This is a genomic window from Bradyrhizobium sp. SPXBL-02 (assembly GCF_051853065.1).
Classification (GTDB): Bacteria; Pseudomonadota; Alphaproteobacteria; order Rhizobiales; family Xanthobacteraceae; genus Bradyrhizobium.
The window spans coordinates 5,311,847-5,331,578 of the sequence record NZ_CP182474.1; the positions used below are offsets into that span (position 1 = coordinate 5,311,847).

General features: G+C 65.7%; 14 protein-coding genes. 1 reads left to right on the forward strand and 13 read right to left on the reverse strand.

Annotated features, from left to right (window positions below):
- Positions 1-13: 13 nt before the first annotated feature.
- From ACNJYD_RS24970 to hydA, 5 genes are all read right to left on the reverse strand, one after another.
- Complete coding sequence (locus tag ACNJYD_RS24970; protein ID WP_260383053.1) at positions 14-1,633, reverse strand: ABC transporter substrate-binding protein; 1,620 nt, start codon at positions 1,631-1,633, stop codon at positions 14-16.
- A gap of 119 nt (positions 1,634-1,752) precedes the next feature.
- Complete coding sequence (locus ACNJYD_RS24975) at positions 1,753-3,189, reverse strand: NAD(P)-binding domain-containing protein (protein ID WP_439363634.1); 1,437 nt, start codon at positions 3,187-3,189, stop codon at positions 1,753-1,755.
- Complete coding sequence (locus ACNJYD_RS24980; protein ID WP_439363635.1) at positions 3,186-3,935, reverse strand: SDR family oxidoreductase; 750 nt, start codon at positions 3,933-3,935, stop codon at positions 3,186-3,188. Before ACNJYD_RS24980 ends, ACNJYD_RS24975 begins: the two co-directional genes overlap by 4 nt.
- 1 nt (position 3,936) lies before the next feature.
- A complete protein-coding gene (locus tag ACNJYD_RS24985; protein WP_439363636.1) occupies positions 3,937-4,911 on the reverse strand; it encodes an NAD-dependent epimerase/dehydratase family protein in 975 nt (324 codons plus the stop codon).
- Between the two features lie 16 nt (positions 4,912-4,927).
- Positions 4,928-6,397, reverse strand: coding sequence for a dihydropyrimidinase (gene hydA, locus ACNJYD_RS24990; RefSeq protein ID WP_439363637.1), 1,470 nt, complete (start codon positions 6,395-6,397; stop codon positions 4,928-4,930).
- A 56-nt stretch (positions 6,398-6,453) separates the two neighbouring features.
- Here hydA and ACNJYD_RS24995 point away from each other — a divergent pair, with 56 nt between their 5' ends.
- Positions 6,454-7,116 (forward strand): aspartate/glutamate racemase family protein, encoded by a 663-nt coding sequence (locus ACNJYD_RS24995; protein WP_439363638.1) that lies wholly within the window; start codon positions 6,454-6,456, stop codon positions 7,114-7,116.
- Here ACNJYD_RS24995 and ACNJYD_RS25000 read toward each other — a convergent pair.
- The 8 genes from ACNJYD_RS25000 to ACNJYD_RS25035 form a co-directional block, all read right to left on the reverse strand.
- The gene (locus ACNJYD_RS25000; RefSeq protein ID WP_439363639.1) at positions 7,113-7,772 is read right to left on the reverse strand and encodes a flavin reductase family protein; all 660 of its coding nucleotides are present in this window, start codon (positions 7,770-7,772) and stop codon (positions 7,113-7,115) included. The genes ACNJYD_RS24995 and ACNJYD_RS25000 overlap by 4 nt on opposite strands.
- A 5-nt stretch (positions 7,773-7,777) precedes the next feature.
- A complete protein-coding gene (locus ACNJYD_RS25005) occupies positions 7,778-8,710 on the reverse strand; it encodes an N-carbamoyl-D-amino-acid hydrolase (protein ID WP_439363640.1) in 933 nt (310 codons plus the stop codon).
- 103 nt (positions 8,711-8,813) lie between these two features.
- The gene (locus ACNJYD_RS25010; RefSeq protein ID WP_439363641.1) at positions 8,814-10,490 is read right to left on the reverse strand and encodes a long-chain-fatty-acid--CoA ligase; all 1,677 of its coding nucleotides are present in this window, start codon (positions 10,488-10,490) and stop codon (positions 8,814-8,816) included.
- On the reverse strand, positions 10,487-11,782 hold the full coding sequence (locus ACNJYD_RS25015) for an aminotransferase class III-fold pyridoxal phosphate-dependent enzyme (RefSeq protein ID WP_212256776.1): 1,296 nt from the start codon (positions 11,780-11,782) through the stop codon (positions 10,487-10,489). Before ACNJYD_RS25015 ends, ACNJYD_RS25010 begins: the two co-directional genes overlap by 4 nt.
- A 10-nt stretch (positions 11,783-11,792) precedes the next feature.
- Positions 11,793-13,373, reverse strand: coding sequence for a hydantoinase B/oxoprolinase family protein (locus ACNJYD_RS25020; RefSeq protein ID WP_212256777.1), 1,581 nt, complete (start codon positions 13,371-13,373; stop codon positions 11,793-11,795).
- A complete protein-coding gene (locus ACNJYD_RS25025) occupies positions 13,370-15,379 on the reverse strand; it encodes a hydantoinase/oxoprolinase family protein (RefSeq protein WP_439363642.1) in 2,010 nt (669 codons plus the stop codon). The genes ACNJYD_RS25020 and ACNJYD_RS25025 overlap by 4 nt, the downstream gene beginning before the upstream one ends.
- A gap of 465 nt (positions 15,380-15,844) precedes the next feature.
- Complete coding sequence (locus tag ACNJYD_RS25030; RefSeq protein ID WP_439363643.1) at positions 15,845-17,278, reverse strand: PepSY domain-containing protein; 1,434 nt, start codon at positions 17,276-17,278, stop codon at positions 15,845-15,847.
- A 12-nt stretch (positions 17,279-17,290) separates the two neighbouring features.
- Complete coding sequence (locus ACNJYD_RS25035) at positions 17,291-19,648, reverse strand: TonB-dependent receptor (RefSeq protein WP_439363644.1); 2,358 nt, start codon at positions 19,646-19,648, stop codon at positions 17,291-17,293.
- Positions 19,649-19,732 lie beyond the last annotated feature (84 nt).

The window sequence follows — 19,732 nt, forward strand, 5'->3', positions numbered from 1 at the left end:
CTGGCCGCTGATGTCACTTGCGGCTGACATCGCGATAATCCACCTGGCGATGGAACTCGTAAGTGTAGCCTTCGATCGACGGCGCCATCACCGCGTCCTGATTGGGTTGCCACAGCATGATTTGCGGCATCAGGTCGAAATGCATCGCGTTGAGCTTGCGGCCGGCTTCCTCGTACTTTGCCTTATCCGGCTCAAAGCGCGCCTCCTGCGCAATCGCCGCAAGGTCGGGGTTGTTGATCGAGCTGTAATTCCAGCGCTGACTGCCGGTGTAGAAGTTGCGGTAGAAATAGTCGGTCGACGGCAGCCAGGCGACGATCCCTTCGGTGAAGAACGGCAGCTTCTTCTCGTTGATCTGCGTCGACATCTGCGCGTCCGGCAGCTTCTGGATGTCGACCTTGATACCGATCTTGCCAAGCGACTCCTTGACGAGGGCGGCCATCGGCTCGGCGGTCGAAGCCTGGCCGACGTTGAAGCTGAAGGTGGTCGAGAAGCCCTCGGGAAGACCAGCGGCTTTGAGGTACTCCCTGGCCTTGTCGAGATCGAGCTTCAGCGGCTGCTGGAACGGATAAATGCCGTTCGCCGGCTTGCCGTCCGCCCAGGTCGCGCCAAACAGCGGCGCCCCCCGGCCGAACAGAGCGGCCTTGAACATGTCGTCATAGGGCAGCGCGGAAGCGATGGCGCGGCGAACATTGACGTTGTCGAAGGGCGGGATCTGGTTGTTCATCGAGACGAAGGTGACCGCGTTGTATTGCGGCGTCGAGATCACCTTGAGCTTGCCCTTGGCCTCCAGCGACTGCACGTCGCTCGCCTGCAGGTCGAGCACGAGATCGGCATCGCCGCGTTCGACGAGGTTGGCGCGGGTCGCCGGCTCCGGCACCGACTGCACGATGATGCGCTTGAAGAACGCGGGCTTGTTGGCCGAGCCGCGATTCCAGCTCTCGTCGCGCTTGAGAATCACCTGCTCGCCGGGCTTGAAACTCTCGACCGCATAGGCGCCGCTACCGGCAGTGTGCTCCTTCAGCCAGGCCGTGGCCCAGGGATCGTCAGCCGTCGCGTGCTCTTTTGCCACTTTCGAGTTGATGATCATCGGATAGACGGTGGCAAGATTAGGCAGCGCAAGCTTGTCCGGTTTTGGCAGCGTCACCTCGATGGTGAGGGGATCGATCACCTTGAACTGATCGGCTGACGTCAGCGAGCCCGTCAGCAGCTGCGCCTTGCCGAGGATCGGCGCGGTGACGCAGCGGTCGAGCGACCACTTCACGTCCTCGGCGGTCACGGGCGAGCCGTCCTGGAATTTTGCATCCTTGCGCAGGCGGAAAGTGATCTTCAGGCCGTCGGGACTGACGTCATAGGATTCGGCGAGCTCGCCGGTGATCGTGTCGAGGTCGAACACCCATTTGCCGTTGAGCTGCTTGCGGCCGAATGCCACCAGCCGGTCATAGGTGCTCATGCTCAGCGCGAAGGATTCGCGCGTCGAACCGGGAATGTTGGGATCGAGCGTGTTGACGGAGGCGCCGGTGACGTAGCGCAAGGTCTCGGCCCGGGTTTGCGCCTGCGAAGGCGCGGCGGCGATGAGCAACAGCGCGGTGGTGGCGAGGACGGACGACGCCAACCTGAAAGACACAAAACGCATTGGTTTTTCCCTGAATTTCGAACGAGAACGCCAGCAAGGCAGGTTCAAAAAGAAGCAAGTTGCGCGCCAGTCTCATCGGGCGTTTTTGAGGACGCATCGTCGCGGCGGCGCATGGATGATCACAGCGATTCCCCCATTTTTCGCGCCGGCCGCGCAACCACGGCCTGCGGCACGTCATAGGCGCTGAGCGAGGCCCAGTGACGCGCGATATCGGCGCGGAACAGGCCGCGCGTCAGGCCGTGGACCAGCTTTGGAACAGCGGTCGTCATCGCGTTGATCGACGATCCCGACGGACCGAAGCTCATGGTGGAGGCGATGGCGAAGAGATGGACGTCGGAGATCCACGGCGTCGTTCCCGGCACGCGCTCGGTGAAGGAATAGTCGTCGGCAAGATAGGGAAAGCGGCCGAGCCGTTCGTTGCGTTCGTCTTCCGGCGGCTGGTAGCGGTCGGTCCAGATGGCGATGTTGCCGGCGAAATTGGCGAGCTCGCCGCGACCGGCAAAGTCCATGTCGATGCCGGTACCGCAGATGACGAAATCGGCCGTGATGGCTCCGCGTGGCGTCTGGAGTTCAACGCCTTTGCCGGTCTTGCGCGCGGCTTCGACCGGCGCGCCCTCGTGCAAGATGAAATTGGCGTGACGCGCGCAGCGGTCATAGGTCGGTTGCGGAAATCCCTCGCGCATTTCGAGGATCTTGCGCATGAAGCGCCAGCGCCAGGCATCGTCGAGATCGCTAAGATGACGCAGGAAGCCGCGAAAGGTCAGCCAACGATAGGGCTGGATGACCTGGATCTGCGCACGGCGGCACAGCAGGTGCACCTCGGCGGCTCCGGCTTCCAGCGCAGTCGCCGCATTATCGAAAGCGGAGGCGCCGGCACCGATGACGGCGACGCGCTTGCCGCGCAGGCTTTCGAAATCGATGTCGTCGGCAACGGTTGCAACGGAGCTCGCCGGCAGATGCGCTAGCTGCTCCGGGATCATCCAATCGCCCATGCCCTCCTGCCCCGTCGCGAGCACGATCTTGCGGGCATAGAGCGTTTCGTCCCCTCCTGCCCGTTTCACGCGCGCAGCAAGAAGGCCGCCAGCCGCCGGCGCGATCTCCAGCAGCTCACAAGCATTGCGCACCGGCAGGCCGACCGTGCGCCGCAGCCAGAGCAGGTACTCTGCCCAATGCTCCCGCGCGATCAGGCCGAACTCCTGCCAGCTCGCCTTGCCGAAGCGGGCCTCGTGCCAGGATTGGTACGTCAGGCTGGGGATATCGAGATCGGGCCCGGTATAGTCCTTCGGGCTGCGCAATGTCGGCATCCGGGCGTAGGTGAGCCACGGGCCCTCCTTCCCCTCCTCGGCCTTGTCGATCAGCAGAATGTTGCTGACGCGCGAGCGCAGCAGGCCAAAGCCGATGGCGATGCCGGACTGGCCGGCGCCGATGATGAGGACATCCAGCGCCGGCTTGCCATCGGGTCCCGTTTTGGGATCGAGCCAGGCAGCGCCGGGATGCGCGATCCTGGAGAGATCGGCGCGAATATCGGCTTCGAGCTGGGTGAGCGCCTCACTCATGCCGCGAGCCAGCCTCCGTCGACCACCATCACGGTGCCGGTCGTGAACGAAGAGGCGTCGCTGGCGAGATGCAGCGCGGTCTGCGCGATCTCCTCGGCCTGGCCGAACCGCTTCATGGCGTGCCGGTTGCGCGAGGCTTCGCGCACTTCGTCCGGATTGGCGTGGCGGGCAAAGCTGCGGCGAAGCATCGGCGTGTCGATCGCGCCAGGCGCGATCGCGTTGACACGGATGCCGTCGGTGGCGAAGTCCACCGCCATGGTCCGGGTCAGGCTGATGATCGCGCCCTTGGCCGCGATATAGGCGCTGTTGCCCTTGCCGCCGGCAATGGCGAGCTGCGAGGCCAGCGTGATGATCGAGCCGCTGTTCTGCCGCTGCATCTGCGGCACCGCGGCCCGCGCCCACAGCCAGGTGCCGCCGACATTGGCGCGGAACACCGCATCCCAGTCATCCAGGTTCGTCGTCAGCACCGTGCCGCCACAGGAGAAGCCGGCTGCCGTCATCAGGATGTCGAGCCGGCCGTGCCGGGCCACGACGTCGCCGACGACCGTCTCGGCGAATGCGGCATCGCCGACGTCGCCGACATGCATCGTTGCCTCGCTCACCAGCCTCAGCGTGTCCTCGAGGCCAGCGGCATCACGATCGACCAGGGCAAGGCGCGCGCCCTCCTCCGCGAACAGTTTTGCGCTGGCGCGGCCGATGCCCGAGCCCGCGCCGGTGATGATGGCGGTGCGCCCATTCAGCCGCATCTCAGATCCACTCCTTGTGCTGCTCCAGCCAGGCGCTCATCGCGGCAGCGGACTCGGCGCAGCCGAACCGCGCGCGCCAACCGAATTCGTCGGCCATTCGCGTCACCGACAGCGGCGCGCGATAGGGCCCGTGCAGCTTGATGGCCGTCTTCTCTCCGGGCGCCGCCAGCCGGCACTCCAGGCCGGGATGCAACGCTGCGAACGCCTCGCCCCATTGCAATGCGGGCCACGCCCCGCCGTTCGAAATGTTGTACAGCCGGTGACGAGGGCGCTCGGCTTCGACCAGAATCGCGACAGCTTCGGCAGCGTCCGGCGCGTAAGTCCAGTCTCGCAGACCCGGCTCCGGCATGATGGCCGGCTCGCCGCGAGCGAATGCGGCCAATATCTGATAATGGAGGCTCGGCGTATCGCGCACGGAACCGGGGCGCTCCCACGGCCCGAAGACCGCAGTCAACCGCACACTCAGGAAATCACCGCCAAAAAGTTCGGCGTGCCGTGCCACCGATCGTTCCGAGGTGAACTTGCTGATGGCGTAGAACGAGACGGGATCGCAGGGCGTTTCCTCGTCCAGAATGTCGACCCGCGCACCCGCCGCGCCATAGGCCGAGGCCGACGACAGATTGACGACGCGGCGAACGCCATGGCGGATCGCGGCTTGCAGGATCGGGATCTGGGCCATGACGTTGATCTCGAGAACGCGCGCGGTCGATGCCCTTTCGAGGTCATCCCCGGCGGTCACCGCGGCGCCCAGCACGATCGCATCGCAGCCCTTTGCGATAAGGGCATCGATGGTGTCTGCGTCGGTGACATCGCCCTGCACCGCTTTGAGCCGTGCGCCGTAGTCGGCAAGAGATCGCTGCGCGGATGGCGGCAACGGTGCACGATCATACAGCGTCACCTCGTGCCCACGCGCGAGCAGCACCTCGGCCAGATTGAGGCCGACAAAACCGGTGCCGCCGAAGATGATGATCTTCATCGCGCGCGATCCACCATCACAGCAGCTTGGCTCCAAAATTCCGCTCCGGATCCATGTCGGCAACGAGCCGGCCGGTCGGCCTGGCCGCCTCGCCGCCGCTGCGCGCCAGGAATTTTCCGCTGCCGGCGCGCGCAAGACACTTGTCGCCCTCGATGATCACGCGGCCGCGCGAGAGCACCGAGACCGGCCAGCCCTTCAGCTGGCGGCCCGCGAACGGCGTGTAGCCGGCGAGATCGTGCATCATCTCGTCGGCGATGGTGACCTCGCGGTTGGGATCCCAGATCGCGATATCGGCATCGGCGCCGACGGCGATCGAGCCCTTGCGCGGATGCAGATTGTAGATCTTTGCCGGCGCCGTCGCGGTCAGCTCGACGAATTTTTCCAGGCCGAGCCGTCCCTTCGACACCATCGCGTCGAACAACAGCGGCAGCCGCAGCTCCAGGCCCGGGAGGCCGTTGGCGACCTGCTTGAAGTTGGGATTGGGACCGGCGCGCAACTTGCCGGTCTCGTCATAGCGATACGGCGCGTGATCCGACGAGATGGTCTGGAGATCGCCGAGCGAGAGCGCCTGCCACAGCGCCTCCTGGTCGGCATGCGTCCGCGGCGGCGGGCTGCACATCCACTTCGCGCCCTCAGCACCCGGCTTGTCGAGATCCGCAGCGGTCAGGAACAGATATTGCGGGCAGGTCTCGGCGAAGACCTTGAGCCCCTGCCCGCGCGAGTCGCGGATCACCTTGGCACCCTCGGCTGTCGAGACATGGAAGATCATGATCGGCTGGTCGATCAGCGCCGCCATGCCGATCAGCCGGGTGAAGGCTTCCGCCTCCGAGACGCGGGCGTGGCTGACGGCGTGGTATTTCGGCATCGTGTAGCCGCGCGACAGCAGCCGCTTCACCATCCAGGCGATGATGCCGTGGTTTTCGGCATGCGCGCACAGCATCGCGCCGGACTGGCGCGCAGCGAGCAGGATGTCGAGCAGCGGCTCGTCGTCGACCTTGAGGCGGTCGTAGGTCATGAAGATCTTGATCGAGGCATGGCCCTGCTTCACCAGCGCGGGAATGTGCTCCTCGACCGTCTCCTTGGTCGCGTCCGCAATGATCATGTGAAAGGCGTAGTCGATCACCGCACCCTTCTTCGCCAGGGCGTGATAGTCCTCGACGACCTGCGGCAGCTTCATGCCGACATGCTGAGCCGCGAACGGGATCACCGTGGTGGTGCCGCCGAAGGCGGCGGAGACGGTCGCGCTCTCGAACGTATCGGCGTTCATGATGCCGGCGGCCGACAGCTGCTCGATATGGGCGTGGCTGTCGACACCGCCGGGCAGCACCAGCTTGCCACGGGCGTCGATTTCGCGCTTTGCGGGCGGAAGCCCGCGGCCGATCGCCGCGATGGTCTCGCCGGAGATGGCGACGTCGGCCTCGAAGACGTCGGTCGTGGTGGCGACGCGGCCGCCGCGGATGATCAGGTCGTAAGCGGGTTCAGTCATGAGGCACTCCGTGATAGGCTCAAGGCACGTTCGCTAATTTTCGCAGGAAGATCATCATGTCCCGGCCGCGCATTCTCGTCATCAACCCGAACTCCAACCACAAGGTCACGCAGGGGTTGGAGGATGCGTTGAGGCCGCTCGATTTCGAGGGCGGGCCCGAAGTGGTCTGCCAGACGCTGGCCGAGGGTCCGTTCGGCATCGAAAGCCAGGCGGACGCCGATAGCGTTGCGATACCTTTGCGGAAGCTGGTCGAAAGCGACAACAGCTCGGCCGCCTTCGTCATCGCCTGCTACAGCGATCCCGGGCTCCAGGTCTGCCGTGAAGGCACCGACCGGCCGGTGTTCGGCATAGCCGAGTGCGGCGTGCTGACGGCGCTTTCCCGCGCCGAGACCTTCGGCGTCATCGCCATCGCGCAGCGCTCGATCCCGCGGCACATGCGCTATCTCAGGCAGATGGGCCTGACCGACCGCTTTTCCGGCGAGCGGCCGCTGAACATGAGCGTCGCCGAAACCGCCTCCGGCGAAGGCACGCTCGCCAAGATGATCGAGGTCGGCCGCGCGCTGCGCGACGAGGACGGTGCCCGCGCCATCGTGATGGGCTGCGCCGGCATGGCCCGCCACCGCCGTGCGCTGGAAGACGAGCTGCGCATTCCCGTGATCGATCCGACACAGGCGGCCGTCACCATGGCGCTGGGTACGGTGCGGTTCTCGGCCCACTAGGCGTCCTTCAGCTCTTTGATTTCCTGGCGCGCGAGCCATTGCGCATGGCTCTCGCGGACCAGGGCAAACGTGTCCCGCTGGGTGGTGTAGAGGTTGCCGAACATGCGGCCGATCGGCCGGTAGGCGTCGAGATCGACATACATGTTGGCGGTGTCGACGAGGCCCTCGCGGGCGTGAACCCGCAAGACCTCGCCGACCAGGAGCTCGCGATCGGGCGAGAAGGTCAGCACGACATGGCGCCGGCATTCCAGCGCGAACGGCGCCGCAGCGAGGCGCGGCACCTTCACGTCCACGGAGGGAAGCGTCGCCAGCCCCGTCGCGGCGACCTCGCTGTCGCCTGAGGGGAAATCGACCGCGCAGTCGTTCATCGCGACCGACAGCGCCTCGTCCACCATATGCACCACGAATTCGCCGTCGCGATGGATGTTGCGGGTGGTGTCCTTCGGCGAGTGGTCCGGCTTGTGCTGGAGCCCGAGCACGATCAAGGCCGGGCTTTCGGAGAACACGTTGAAGAAGCTGAACGGCGCGGCATTCACCGCCCCGTTCTCGTCCAGCGTGGTCACCAGCGCGATCGGCCGCGGCACCACCACGCCGCAAAGCAGCTTGTAGCGATCGCGCGGATCGAGCTCACGCAAGGAGATGCCCTTGTCAGCCATCGGGGTCAGTTCTCCGGCGGCGGCACCGCGCCGGTCTGGCTGGTGATCAGGCCGTAATGCTCGATGCGGCGATGCCGGGCGAAATCGAAGATCGTGGTCTTGCCGAAGGTGGTGGCGTCGAGGTCGCAGGCGTGAACCAGAACCTCGTCGTCGTCTGTCTTCGCCTCGGCCACGATCTCGCCATTGGGATCGACGATCAGGCTGCCGCCGAACAGCGGGTGACCGTCCTCATTGCCGGCCTTGGCGACCGCGACCACCCAGGTCGCGTTCTGATAGGCGCCGGCCTGCACCGAGAGGCGATTGTGGAACAGGCGCTTCTCGACGCCCTCCTCACTCTTCTCCGCATTTACCGACGGCGTGTTGTAGCCGATCAGAACCATCTCGACGCCCTGCAGGCCCATGACGCGATAGGTCTCGGGCCAGCGGCGGTCGTTGCAGATCGCCATGCCGATGATGCCGCCGAGCTCGCGCCAGACCTTGAAGCCGAGATCGCCCGGCTCGAAATAGCGCTTCTCCAGGTGCTGATGCGAGCGCTTGGTGTCGTATTCCACATGGCCCGGCAGATGCACCTTGCGGTATTTGCCGACGATCTTGCCGGATTTATCCGTGAGGATCGCGGTGTTGAAATGATGACCGTCCGGCGTCAGCTCGGCATAGCCGAAATTCATCGCCATTCCGTGCTGCGCCGCGCGCTCGAACAGCGGCCTGGTTGCCGCGTTCGGCATCTCGCGTTCGAACCAGATGTCGAACTCGGCGCGGTCCTCGACGTACCAGCGCGGGAAAAACGTCGTCAGCGCCAGCTCGGGATAGACGATCAGGTCGGCGCCCTTCGCTTTCGCCTCGTCCATCAGCGCGACCATGCGCTTGACCACGGCCTCGCGGCTGTCGGCTTTCTGGATCGGGCCCATCTGGGCGGCGGCGACATTGACGATGCGCATCAGCGAGTTCCTGGTGATGTCTGGGGGGAAGGGTCGGCTCGTGGGATCTTCCGCCGCGCCGAGCATAACGCGGCTCCGTGCCGATATTCCAGCCAAGCAGCTTTCATGCCGTCCGCCCCCATTCGGCATCCTGCAACAGCCGCCAGTTGATTTTGTTGCTGGCGGTGCGCGGCAGGGACTCGACGAAAACGACGGCGCGCGGCGCCTTGTAGCTTGCCATCGCGCCGCGTGCCCAGCCGACGATATCATCGGCCGAAGTCGTCGCGCGCGCGGCGTCATCGAGCACCACCAGCGCCTTTACGGTCTCACCGCGATAGCCGTCCGGCGCTGAAATGATGCAGCATTCCCGGATGGCGCGGTTCTGGTACATCGCCGCCTCGACCTCGGCCGGCCACACCTTGAAACCGCTGACATTGATCATCCGCTTCAGGCGGTCGACGGCGAAGAAATAACCGTCGGCATCGCGGTAGCCGAGATCGCCGGTGCGCAGGAACCGCTTGCCGTCGCGTTCGATGAAGGCCTCAGTATCCGCCTGCGCCCTGTTCCAGTAACCCTGCAGCACCTGCGGCCCATGCACGATGATCTCGCCGACCACGTGGTCGTCGAGCTCGATCAGGCTTTCGGGATCGATCACCCTGGCGTCGGTCTCGTGCACGGCGATGCCGAGGCATTGCCGCTTGGGTGCGGCCATCGGATTGAGGTGCGTCGGGGACATCGTCTCGGTCATGCCGTAACCCTCGACGAAATCCAGGCCGAACCGCCCCTTGAGCCGTTCGGCGACCGCGGTCGGCATCGCCGCGCCGCCGCCAGTCAGCACCTTGAGCTTGGCAAAGCATTTTTCGCGGAAACTGGCGCTGGCGAGCACATCCACGATCATGGTCGGCGCGGCGTTCCAGAACGTGACGCCATAGGTCTCGAACAGGTCGGGGAGCAGATCCTTGTCCCAACGCGCCATCAGCAGCAGCGTGGCGCCGGCGACGATGGCGGCATTCATCGAGCCCTGCATGCCCGCGACATGGAACAGCGGCATGAAGCCGGTCATGACGTCACCGCCATCGAGCCCATACCAGCGCGCCTGCAACACGGCGGTGAACAGCGCGCTGCGATTTGTATGCATGCACGCCTTGGGCTTGCCCGTCGTCCCGGACGTGTAGGGCAGGATCATGAGATCGTCCGGCCCCGCCTCCATCGCACCCGGCTGCAGGCCTTGCGCGATCGCGGGCGACCACGAATGCCAGCCCGGCGACGACGGCACTTCCGACGGCGCGTCGGTCACGCAGCGCGGCAGCGTGTAGGGCGTGGCGGCTGGAACCTCGTCGCGATATTGCGCGACGATTGCATGCGTGATGGCCTCGCCGATCAGCGGCGCAAACACATCGCTCAGCTCGCTGCCGATGATCGCGACCCTGGCGCCGCTGTCCGCAGCGAGATACGCGATCTCGGCGGTCTTGTTCATGGGATTGACCGGCACGATCACGGCGTCCGCCCGCATCGTCGCGTAATAGGCGACGATATATTGCGGCGAGTTCTGCAGCGCGATCATGACGCGGTCGCCGCGCTTGATGCCGCAAACGCCTTGCAGGAAGCCGGCCATGGCATCGACCCGGTCGCGCAGCTCGGCGTAGCTCAGGCTAGCGCCGTAGAACACCGTCGCCGGATGCGAGGGACGTTCACGTGCAGCACGCGCCAGCGCGTCGTAGAGCGTCCCCTCCGGCATCGCGAGATGCCAGGGCTCGTCCGCCGGCCAGGCCGGTGACCTCAGGGACGTTGTGTGGCTCACCCGTGCTCCTCGTCAGCGACATCGAGACCGTGGTCGAGCGCGTCCAGAAGCTGGTTAGCCTCGCGCTCGGAGATGATCAGAGGCGGTGCCAGGAACAGCGAGGTCTGCTCGCCGCTGGTGCCGATCACCGCGCCGGCCTCCAGCGCGCGCTCCGCGACGCGCGAGGCGATCGGCACCTCCGTGGTGTCGGCATGCCAGGTGCGCCAATCCGGGCCATGCAGCTCGACCGTCCAGTGCACCCCCTGCCCCGCCACGCGCTGCACGCTCGGATGCCTTTGCGCGATCGCCAGCAGGCGCCGCGCAAACAGCCTTTCGAGGCCCGCGACGTGCTCCAAAATCTTGTCGTCGCTGACGACCTTCAAATAGGCGCTCACCGCTGCCATGCTGATCGGATGGCCGCGCAACGTGCCGTAATTCTGCCAGCTCGTGCCCTTGAGCCGCTCGACGATGTCCTTCGACACCACCACCGCAGCCACCGCCGCCGCGCCACCGCCGAGCGACTTGCCGAGCGTCACGATATCGGGGCGGCTCTGCGCGCCCTGGAATGCGAACCAGCGGCCCGCGCGGCCTGCGCCAGTGACGACCTCGTCCGCGATCCAGTACGAACCGGCCTCTCGCGCGCAGCGCGCGACCTCGTCCTGATAGGCGCCGTCGTAATAGATGCCGCCCTGGGTGTAGTCGATGATCGTCGCCGCGGTGTCCGACAAGAGGCGCGGCGCGTCTGCCAGATATTCGCTGGGCGGCGCGTTGTTGGCCGGCGCGCCATAGATCGCGCCATTCGGCGCCGGGAGAATCCGCACCGGTGCCATCGGTGCCGGCAATTTTGAGCCGCCGGCGTGCACCGCTAGGCCGCCGTGCCATTGCGGCTGCACCGTCATGCTGCGCGACAGGCCGGTGATGCCGTGATAGGCGCGCTCGCGCGTTGCCAGCGCGGAGCGCTGCGTCAGCGCCTGGCACAGCGACAGCGCCATGTCGTTGGCCTCGCTGCCGCTGATGCAGAAGCGCACCGCGCCGACCCAATCCTCTTCGCCCTTGAAGGCGGTCGCCATCAGATCGTCGGCAGCCTGCTCGCGACCGATCCAGGTCCAGCCTTCATTGACGACAGGCGTATCCGCCGCGCGGCGGATCGCCTCCACCATTGCGGGATGGCGGTGGCCGAGACCGCCGCCGGTGTTGCTGCCGTCGATCAGCTTGCGGCCGTCCGCAAGGTGAAAGTAGACGCCCTCGCCGCCGACCACGGCCATCGGTGCGGCCTCGCCCGCGTTCAGCCCGGTTCGCAACAACCTGCTCATGGCCACTGCCTCACTTCGCTGTCGCGGCGCCGTAGCCGCCGCCACCGCACATCTCGATCGTGACGAGATCGCCTTGCTGCAATACGAGGTTCGACTTGCCGTCGATCGTGACGTTTCGGCCCTGCCGGACCAGCGAGATGCGGCAGGCCTTGCCGGGATAGCCGCCCTGCATGCCCCAAGGCGCCATCACCATGCGTTCGATGCAGGTGGTCAGGTGCATCGATGGCGCCAGGATGCGGTAGGTGCGGACGGAGCCGTCCCCACCGCGATGCGCGCCCGCGCCGCCGGAATTCCGGCGGATGGCCTGCTGCTCCAGCCGGATCGCGTAATTCGCCTCGATCACCTCCACCGGCGTGTTCGAGGTGTTGGACAGATGCACCCGGGTGGCGGAGGTACCGGCTCGATCGTGCCGCGCGCCTTCGCCGCCGCCATGGACCTCGTACAGCATCTTCCACGACCCGTTCGGCCGCGGCTCGGCGAAGAATAGCACGCCGGCGGTGGTCGCCCCGCCCGCCGACAGGCGCTCGGGAATGGTGTCCTGCATGGCGCGGAAAATCGCATCGACGATGCGCATGGAGGTCTCGTGATTGCCGGCGGCAACCGAAGCGGTCCAGCCGGGCTCGAGGATCGAGCCCGGGCGCGTGATGATGGTCAGCGGCCGCAGCGCGCCGGCGTTCTGCTGCATGTCGCGTCCGCTCATGATGCGCGCGGCATAGGCCACCGCCGAGCGCGCCATGAACGGCGTCGTGTTGCAGAAATTGGAGACCCGATCGCAGCTTCCGGAGAGATCGAAGGTCGCTTCATTCCCGCGAATGGTGATCTTCACATGGATCCGCGCCGGCGCATTGTTTGCGCTGCCGTCGTCGAGATAATCCTCACCCTCGTAGACGCCATCCGGCAAGTCGCGCAGCGCTTCCCGCATCTCGATTTCGGAGAGATCGTGCAGGCGCGACTGCGCCGCCATGAAGACCGCCTTGCCATGCTCGCGGCAGAGCTCGACGATGCGCTTCTCGCCAGCCTTGGTCGCCGCGATCTGGGCGAGCAAGTCGCCCTCGCAGGATTCGGCATCGCGAACGTTGGCTTTGAGCAGCTGCACGATCGGCGTGTTGAGGCCGGCAGCAGTCGCGATCAGCACCGGCGGAATCCGCATCGCCTCCTGGAACGTGTCGACCGCCTTGGCGAAATAACTGCCGGGCCAGGTGCCGCCGATATCAGGCCAATGGGCGAGGCTGACCGCGAAAGCCACGATCTCGCCGTCGAAGAAGACGGGCCGCACGACCTTGACGTCATTGAGATGATTGCCGCCGAGCGCGCCGATATTGTAGATGACGACGTCGCCGTCGTTCAGGCCATCGCGCGGCATCACCTTCAGGAGTTCGGGGATGGTGTAGGCCATCGCGCCGAGATGGATCGGAATGTCGCGGCCCTGTCCGACCAGGCCGCCGTAGCCGTCGGTGATCGCCGACGACAGGTCGCCGGCTTCGCGCAACAGCGGCGAGCGCGCCGAGCGCGTCATGACGAGGCTCATCTCCTCGGCCGCGGCCGAGAGCCCGTGCCTGATGACCTCGACGACGAAGGGATCGAGCTTCATGCCGCCCTCCGCCTCAGGAACAGATTGCCTGATGGATCGGGCCTCGCCTGCCAGCCCGGCGGCACCACCACGGTCGACCAGGCGTCTTCGATGATGGCGGGACCATTGATGGTCTCGGTGAGCGAGGCGCGGTCGACGATCGCGGTTGCGATGTCATGGAAGCCGTCGAACGAGCAGGTGCGCGTGCCCGTAGACACCGCCCTCGCCGCTGTCGCCGGCCGGCTGACAACGGTTGTCGACGGGCGCCGGGCCTGCACCCGCACGGATTCGATGACGCAGGGCTCACCGGTCGCATAGCCGAACAGCTCGTGATGCCGCGTCAGAAAGTCCTGCTTCAGCCTGACAACGTCGAGCGGCAGCGTGAACGATACCGGAATGGCGTCATTCTGCGCCGCATAGCGCATCAAGGCCACCAGCTCGACCTGGATCTCCGCTCTTGCAACATTGTTGGCGAGAAGCGGCGCCGAGGCATCGGCAATCAGGGTTTCGATCCGCTCCGAGACGCCGGCGAGATCGATGCCGTCGAGGGCAGCGCGAAGGGTCTGCTGCTGCAGGAAGCTGAAATCGGCGGTGAGGCAGCCCAGGGCCGAGAACGCACTCGAGGCACTGGGCACGACGACCTCCGCAATCCCGTAGAGATCGGCGAGGCCCGCGGCATGCATCGGGCCGCCGCCGCCGAAGGCCAGCAGCGTGCAGTCGCGCCCGTCGATGCCGCGCTCGACCGTGACGCGGCGGAGCGCGCGGGCCATGGTCGCGTTCGCGACCTTGATGATGCCGAGCGCCGTTTCGGTCAGGCTCAGTCCGAGTGCGTGCGCAATTGGCGCGATGACACGCTTGGCGCTCTCGATGTCGATGCCGATGCGATCGCCAAGCTTGGTCTCGGGATTGAGATAGCCGAGCACGGCATTGGCATCGGTGATGGTGGGCTCCGTGCCGCCACGGCCATAGCAGGCCGGGCCCGGCTCGGAGCCGGCGCTCTCGGGCCCGACCGTCAGCCCGCCGGGACCGTTGCGCACGATCGATCCGCCGCCCGCACCGATCGAGTGCACCGCCAGCATCGGCTGGCGCAGCGGCTTGTCACCGAGCATGCGGCCGTCGGTCATTTCGGCCTGGCCGTCGACGATCAGGCACACGTCCGTCGTGGTGCCGCCCATGTCGAAGGTCAACATGCGCGAGCAGCCGAGCTGGCGCGCGATGCTGACCGACGCCGAGACGCCCGCCGCCGGCCCCGACATCGCCATCACCAGCGGACGCCGCTTCACCGCCGAAATCGGGACCATGGCGCCGGCGGAGTGAAACACCTGCAGGCCGGCCCCGATCGGCAGCCGCTGCTCCAGCTCGCTGAGATATTCCACCGCGATCGGCATCGCGGCCGCGTTGAACACGGTCGCCGAGGTCCGCTCATATTCGCGTGCCTCGGGATTGACCTCGTGCGAGAGCGAGACATGGGCGACGAGGCCCTTGAGCCGCTCGCCCAGCATCTTTTCATGCACCGGATTGGCATAGGCGTGAAGGAGTGCGACCGCGACGCTCTGAACGCCGGTCCCTTTCAGCCACGCCACCAGGCGCTCGATCTCGGCTTCCTCGAGCGCCTTCAACACTCGCCCCTCATGATCGAGGCGCTCGGCGAGCCCGAAGCATCTTTCAGGCGGCACCAAAGGCGGCGATTTCGGCGGAATGTCGAGCCGGTAGAGGTCGCGCCGGCGATAGCGGGCGATCTCGAGCACGTCGGCGAAGCCTTCGGTCGCGACCAGCGCCACCTTCGGCAGCCGATTCTCGACGATCGCGTTGGTCACGCGCGTGGTGCCGTGGACGAAGCGCCTGACCTCGCTCTTGCGCAGACCCACCGCCTCGATCGCCTCCAGCATCGCCCGAACCGGTGCGTCGGGGCGCGACGGCACCTTTGCAATCCGCGCTTCCGCGGAATCGCGCCGGATGGCGATGATGTCGGTGAAGGTGCCACCGATATCGGTGCCGACCTCCCAGTGATTGTCGGAGTAGCTCATCTGCACAGTCAGCTACGCGTGACGTCCGGACCGGACGCCAGGTCCTTTCCGGCCATTGCCGCATCCAATGCCAAAGCGAGCACGCTCATCGTCATTCCCTGTCATGCCATCACGGGCGAGCGTGCGACAGAGCGATGGCCGCGGGATAGGGTCGGAGTTGTCGCAAACCACCGAGCCAGCGAGCCGCCGGCATTGCGCGGCGCACCATCGGCTGCACGTTTTGGTGCAGCGCTGCTCGCCCAGAGAGCAGAAGCATACGAAGCCAGAAATGTGCAGCGCACCCTTGGATTCTTCGACACAAATGGGAGCGCCCGTTGCACTGCAATCGGAATCGCGCAAGTCCGTTTGTCTAATTTGCAGGCGATCAATCTGCGGTGCAGGAGAGAGGGCTGACCAGGAGCTATGCACGCAGGTCGGCTCAGCCTCTCTTTATTGTACGGTCAGTAAGCGAGGACGTCACCGGCCTCAGGATGCCAGCGACGCCCGCAAGCGTCGCCATCCGATGACGACGCCGGTGATGGAGAACATCAGTCCGAGCGTACAGAGGCTGACAATGAGAGCGTCACGCAGCCGCGCGTGAGCCAGCAGAATCGGGAAATCAAGCGTGTGCAGCGCACTGTAGAGCCAGCGATAGACGCGCCGCGACGGGTCCAGTCTTTGCAGCACCTTGCCATCGGCAGCATCGACATCGAACCAGAGATCGCCGCAGGTCGTGCGGTAGACCGGAGCTCCCGGAATAGCGGACTGCGCCGGATAGTCGTCGTTGCCGGCGAGCAGGAACGGTGCGGCACAGCCGGCGCCAAGGCGCGCCGTCAGATCCCCGATCTCCTGCGTATCCAGGTATGCCGCCTGCCCATCTCGCGGCGCGTCCCCGGCCCTGATCAACGTCTGATGGCCAAGGGCGAGCCGATCGCGCCGATAGACCCTGCCGCCGAAGGCGAACCATTCGACCTCGCGCGCCGACGGCGATATTGGCGGCAGATCGAGCGGTGAAGCGTCTCGCCAATCCGGGGCGGCATCGACCACGCCCGCCTCTGCCGGCGTCAATTGCCCGCGCGAGAACAGGCGGCCGTGATCCATCGAGAGCCAGCCGCTGAAGATCCAGCTCAGTAAGAACAGCGTCGCCGCGAGGCCGATCAGGTGATGCAGCGCATGCCAGCCACGGTAAGGCGAGGAGATTTGGCCCTTGCGAAACCTGATCCGCACGATTCCGAGCACCGCGCCAAGCAATGCCGCAATCAGGGCCAGCAGCGACAGCGTCCAGACCACGCGATCCCACACCGCCCAGCTGCTGCGCAGAACCGTCGGATAGATCCAGTGCAGCACGCTGCCGGCCCAGTTCCACGCGCGCTCACTGCGCGTCGTATCTAGGACGACCTCCCCGGTCAGCGACGAAACGTAGACCTCCGTTCCAGGGGCATCGCCGAGAGCGGCGCGAAACAAGGGGCGATGGCGATCAAAACCGTTCGGCACGCTCCATTGATCGTGGTCCGACCGCGCGACGATCGCGGCGCGTGGCGCGTCGAGCCCGCGCTGACGGGAATAGCCCTGCACGATGGTGAGCGCGACATCGGCGGACGTCACCGATGCGTCTCCTCTATCGGAGGCGCGGACCGCTCGCGAACCTGCGGGGCCCGAGACGACGTAGACCGGTCCATCACTGCGCTGGATCAGCCGAACACGCGTCCCGTCGGTGATTCCGCTCGCAGCAACGGCGTCCGCGACCGAGATCGTTGTCCCGCCACGGTCCAGCGGCGCGAGCCCGGCAAATCGCTCCGCTTCCGTCAGCGACGGAAACGGGACGAAGTGCATCACGATCCCGCTCGCGAACCACATCGCGAACAGCAGGCAGAACGCGATCCCGAGCCAGCGATGCGAGAGGACGATCGCGCCCATCATGCGCTCAAGGCCTCACCATTTGAACGCGGCCGAGACCTCGTAGGTGCGCGGCGCGCCCAGGAGGATCTGGTCGGGATAGAACGGATCGCCCCAGATCGCATAGCGCTTGTCGGTGATGTTGCGGACGCGGAAAGTCATGCGGGCCTGGTCGACCGCATTGAACACGGCCTTGGGGATATCGACGAAGGCGTAGACGTCGGCCACGGTGTAGGCCTTCATCGTCACGACGTTCGCGTCGGTGTTGTAGCGGTCGCCGACATGACGGCCGGTGATGCCGAGCTCCACAGGCCAGGGCGTGAAGAACCGGTACGATGCGCCGGCATTGGCCACGATACGCGGTACGTTCGGCGGCGTATTGCCGGAGAACGAGCCACCGACGAAATTGTAGTCGGCATAGCGCGCATCGACATAGGCGATGTTGCCCCACAACCGAAGCGGCTCGATCGGCCGCACCGAGGCGGCAAGCTCGACGCCCTTGGACTCCTGCCGCCCGGCGATATTGAGCGCCTGCCCGCCGGCCGCCGCATAGACGTTCTTGCGCAGGATGTCGTAGGCCGAGAACGACCACTCCGCCCTATTGTCCCAGAACAGATGCTTGACGCCGGTCTCGTAGGTTCGCGACGTCGTCAGGTCCAGTGGCTGGGTCGGCAACAGCAGGAAGATGTTGTTGGCTGCGACGTCGGCCCCGGTGGCGTACTGGCTGAAGAAGGTCAGGCCGGGCACGGCCTCCCAGGTGTAGCCAATGCGGCCCGTCACCGGCGCCCAGTCTTTGGTGTACGGAAAGCCTGCCTTCTCCAGCCCGGCCTTGTCGGTCGAGTTACGGTCGAGTCCGATGTGCTCGACACGCAGGCCCCCGATCAACGCGAAGCTGCGCGTCAGCTTCAACCGGTCCTCGAACGACAACGCCTCGTTGTCGATGCGCGCGGTCTGCTGCTGTGTCGTGAGCAGGCCGTAGAAGCCGCGGTTGGGATCGACCAGCGAAACGGAATCTCCGGGAAAGTTTGCCGCGCCGGGCCTGACGAAATCGAGATAGCTCGACGAGAGCGTCGTGACCAACCGGTTGTCGAATCCTGCGATGTTGGTATCCCAGATCAGGTCGGTGATGTTGCCGACCAGCCGCTGGCTATGGGCGACATAGAAGCGTTCGCGATCGACCAGGTTCGTGGTGGAGTTGAATGCCTCGATCTCGTTGTTGAACCAGGTCCGTTCGGCGCCATAGCCATAGGCCTGACTTTTCAGCGTGAGGTCAGGCGCGAGCTTCAGCTCGAAGCCGCCGCGCAGCCACACTTCCTGCGCCACGTTGCGGTTATCGAGAACGTTGTAATTGGTGTTGAAGGTGCGGTCGTCGATGGTGACGGCACCGAGATTGGTACCGTTGTAATTCGAGACGTAATTGCCGGAGACGATCCCCGTCGTCGCATGCGAACCGCTGAAGGCGACCGGCACCAGCGGCGCGCCCCAATAGGCCTTCGAGCGGTCTTCGCGATACTCGACCGCACCCCAGATCTTGAGGCTGTCGGAGACCCGGTAATTGAGCTGGCCGGACGTGCCGAACGTCTTGACGTTGGTGTCGTCGGCAAAGCCGTTGAGCGTGGAACGGCTGATGTCGAAGCGATAGTCCAGCCCTTGCACATTGGTGCTGCCGCCTGAGCCGTAATGGGCCCGGAACGAATTCAGCGAATCCCAGGAGAAATTTGCCTCGTTGCGGATCGCTCCCGTGTGCGGTTGCTTGGTGACGAAGTTGATGGCGCCTCCCGCGGCACCCTCGCCCGAGATCAGCGAGGCCGGTCCTTTGAGGAATTCCACGGCCTCCAGATTGGCGGTGTCGACGATCCGCGAGGTCATGTTCTGCGGACCGATCTTGATGCCGTTGTAGAGTGTGTTGATCTGGCTATTGGTGAAGCCGCGCATCGAGAAGGCGGAAGGTTCGGCCGGGTTGTCGCCGGAGGTGACGCCGACGGCGCCCTGCGCCACCTCGGACACGGTGCGATAGCCCTGCTCGCGCATGGTTTCGGCCGAGATCACCTCGACGGTCGCGGGCGTCTGCCGCACCGTCAGGCCGAGCCGCGAAGCGCTTTCGGCAACGGCATTGGTGTTGAGCGGCGTTTGCGCCGTCAGATCCGGCATGACGGGTTTTGGCGCTGCCGATACCGCCGCCGGCCTGCGCGCTGCCGCGCGGCGCGCGCTCGCCACCTCTCGTGCTGCCGGTCTGGCCGGCTTGCGCGCCTGGGCGGGCGAGACCTCGACGGGTGGCAGCGGCTCTCGGACCTGCTGCGCCAGAGCGGCAGGCGGATCGAGAACGGCGAAGGACGTGAACGCGGCGGAAACCAGCAGGACGCGGCGCGGTCGTGCGATACGGATGGAAGACACGGTACAAACCTCGGTATGACGTCAGTGGCACGTCACAGCGAACGAGGTCTCACCTTTTGGCCTTGCAGCCGTCCGATGAAGCCG

Coding starts and splice junctions, on each gene's coding strand:
- ACNJYD_RS24970 (WP_260383053.1), bottom strand. CDS start 1,633: ATGCGTTTTGTGTCTTTCAGGTTGGCGTCGTCCGTCCTCGCCACCACC.
- ACNJYD_RS24975 (WP_439363634.1), bottom strand. CDS start 3,189: ATGAGTGAGGCGCTCACCCAGCTCGAAGCCGATATTCGCGCCGATCTC.
- ACNJYD_RS24980 (WP_439363635.1), bottom strand. CDS start 3,935: ATGCGGCTGAATGGGCGCACCGCCATCATCACCGGCGCGGGCTCGGGC.
- ACNJYD_RS24985 (WP_439363636.1), bottom strand. CDS start 4,911: ATGAAGATCATCATCTTCGGCGGCACCGGTTTTGTCGGCCTCAATCTG.
- hydA (WP_439363637.1), bottom strand. CDS start 6,397: ATGACTGAACCCGCTTACGACCTGATCATCCGCGGCGGCCGCGTCGCC.
- ACNJYD_RS24995 (WP_439363638.1), top strand. CDS start 6,454: ATGTCCCGGCCGCGCATTCTCGTCATCAACCCGAACTCCAACCACAAG.
- ACNJYD_RS25000 (WP_439363639.1), bottom strand. CDS start 7,772: ATGGCTGACAAGGGCATCTCCTTGCGTGAGCTCGATCCGCGCGATCGC.
- ACNJYD_RS25005 (WP_439363640.1), bottom strand. CDS start 8,710: ATGCGCATCGTCAATGTCGCCGCCGCCCAGATGGGCCCGATCCAGAAA.
- ACNJYD_RS25015 (WP_212256776.1), bottom strand. CDS start 11,782: ATGAGCAGGTTGTTGCGAACCGGGCTGAACGCGGGCGAGGCCGCACCG.
- ACNJYD_RS25020 (WP_212256777.1), bottom strand. CDS start 13,373: ATGAAGCTCGATCCCTTCGTCGTCGAGGTCATCAGGCACGGGCTCTCG.
- ACNJYD_RS25025 (WP_439363642.1), bottom strand. CDS start 15,379: ATGAGCTACTCCGACAATCACTGGGAGGTCGGCACCGATATCGGTGGC.
- ACNJYD_RS25030 (WP_439363643.1), bottom strand. CDS start 17,278: ATGATGGGCGCGATCGTCCTCTCGCATCGCTGGCTCGGGATCGCGTTC.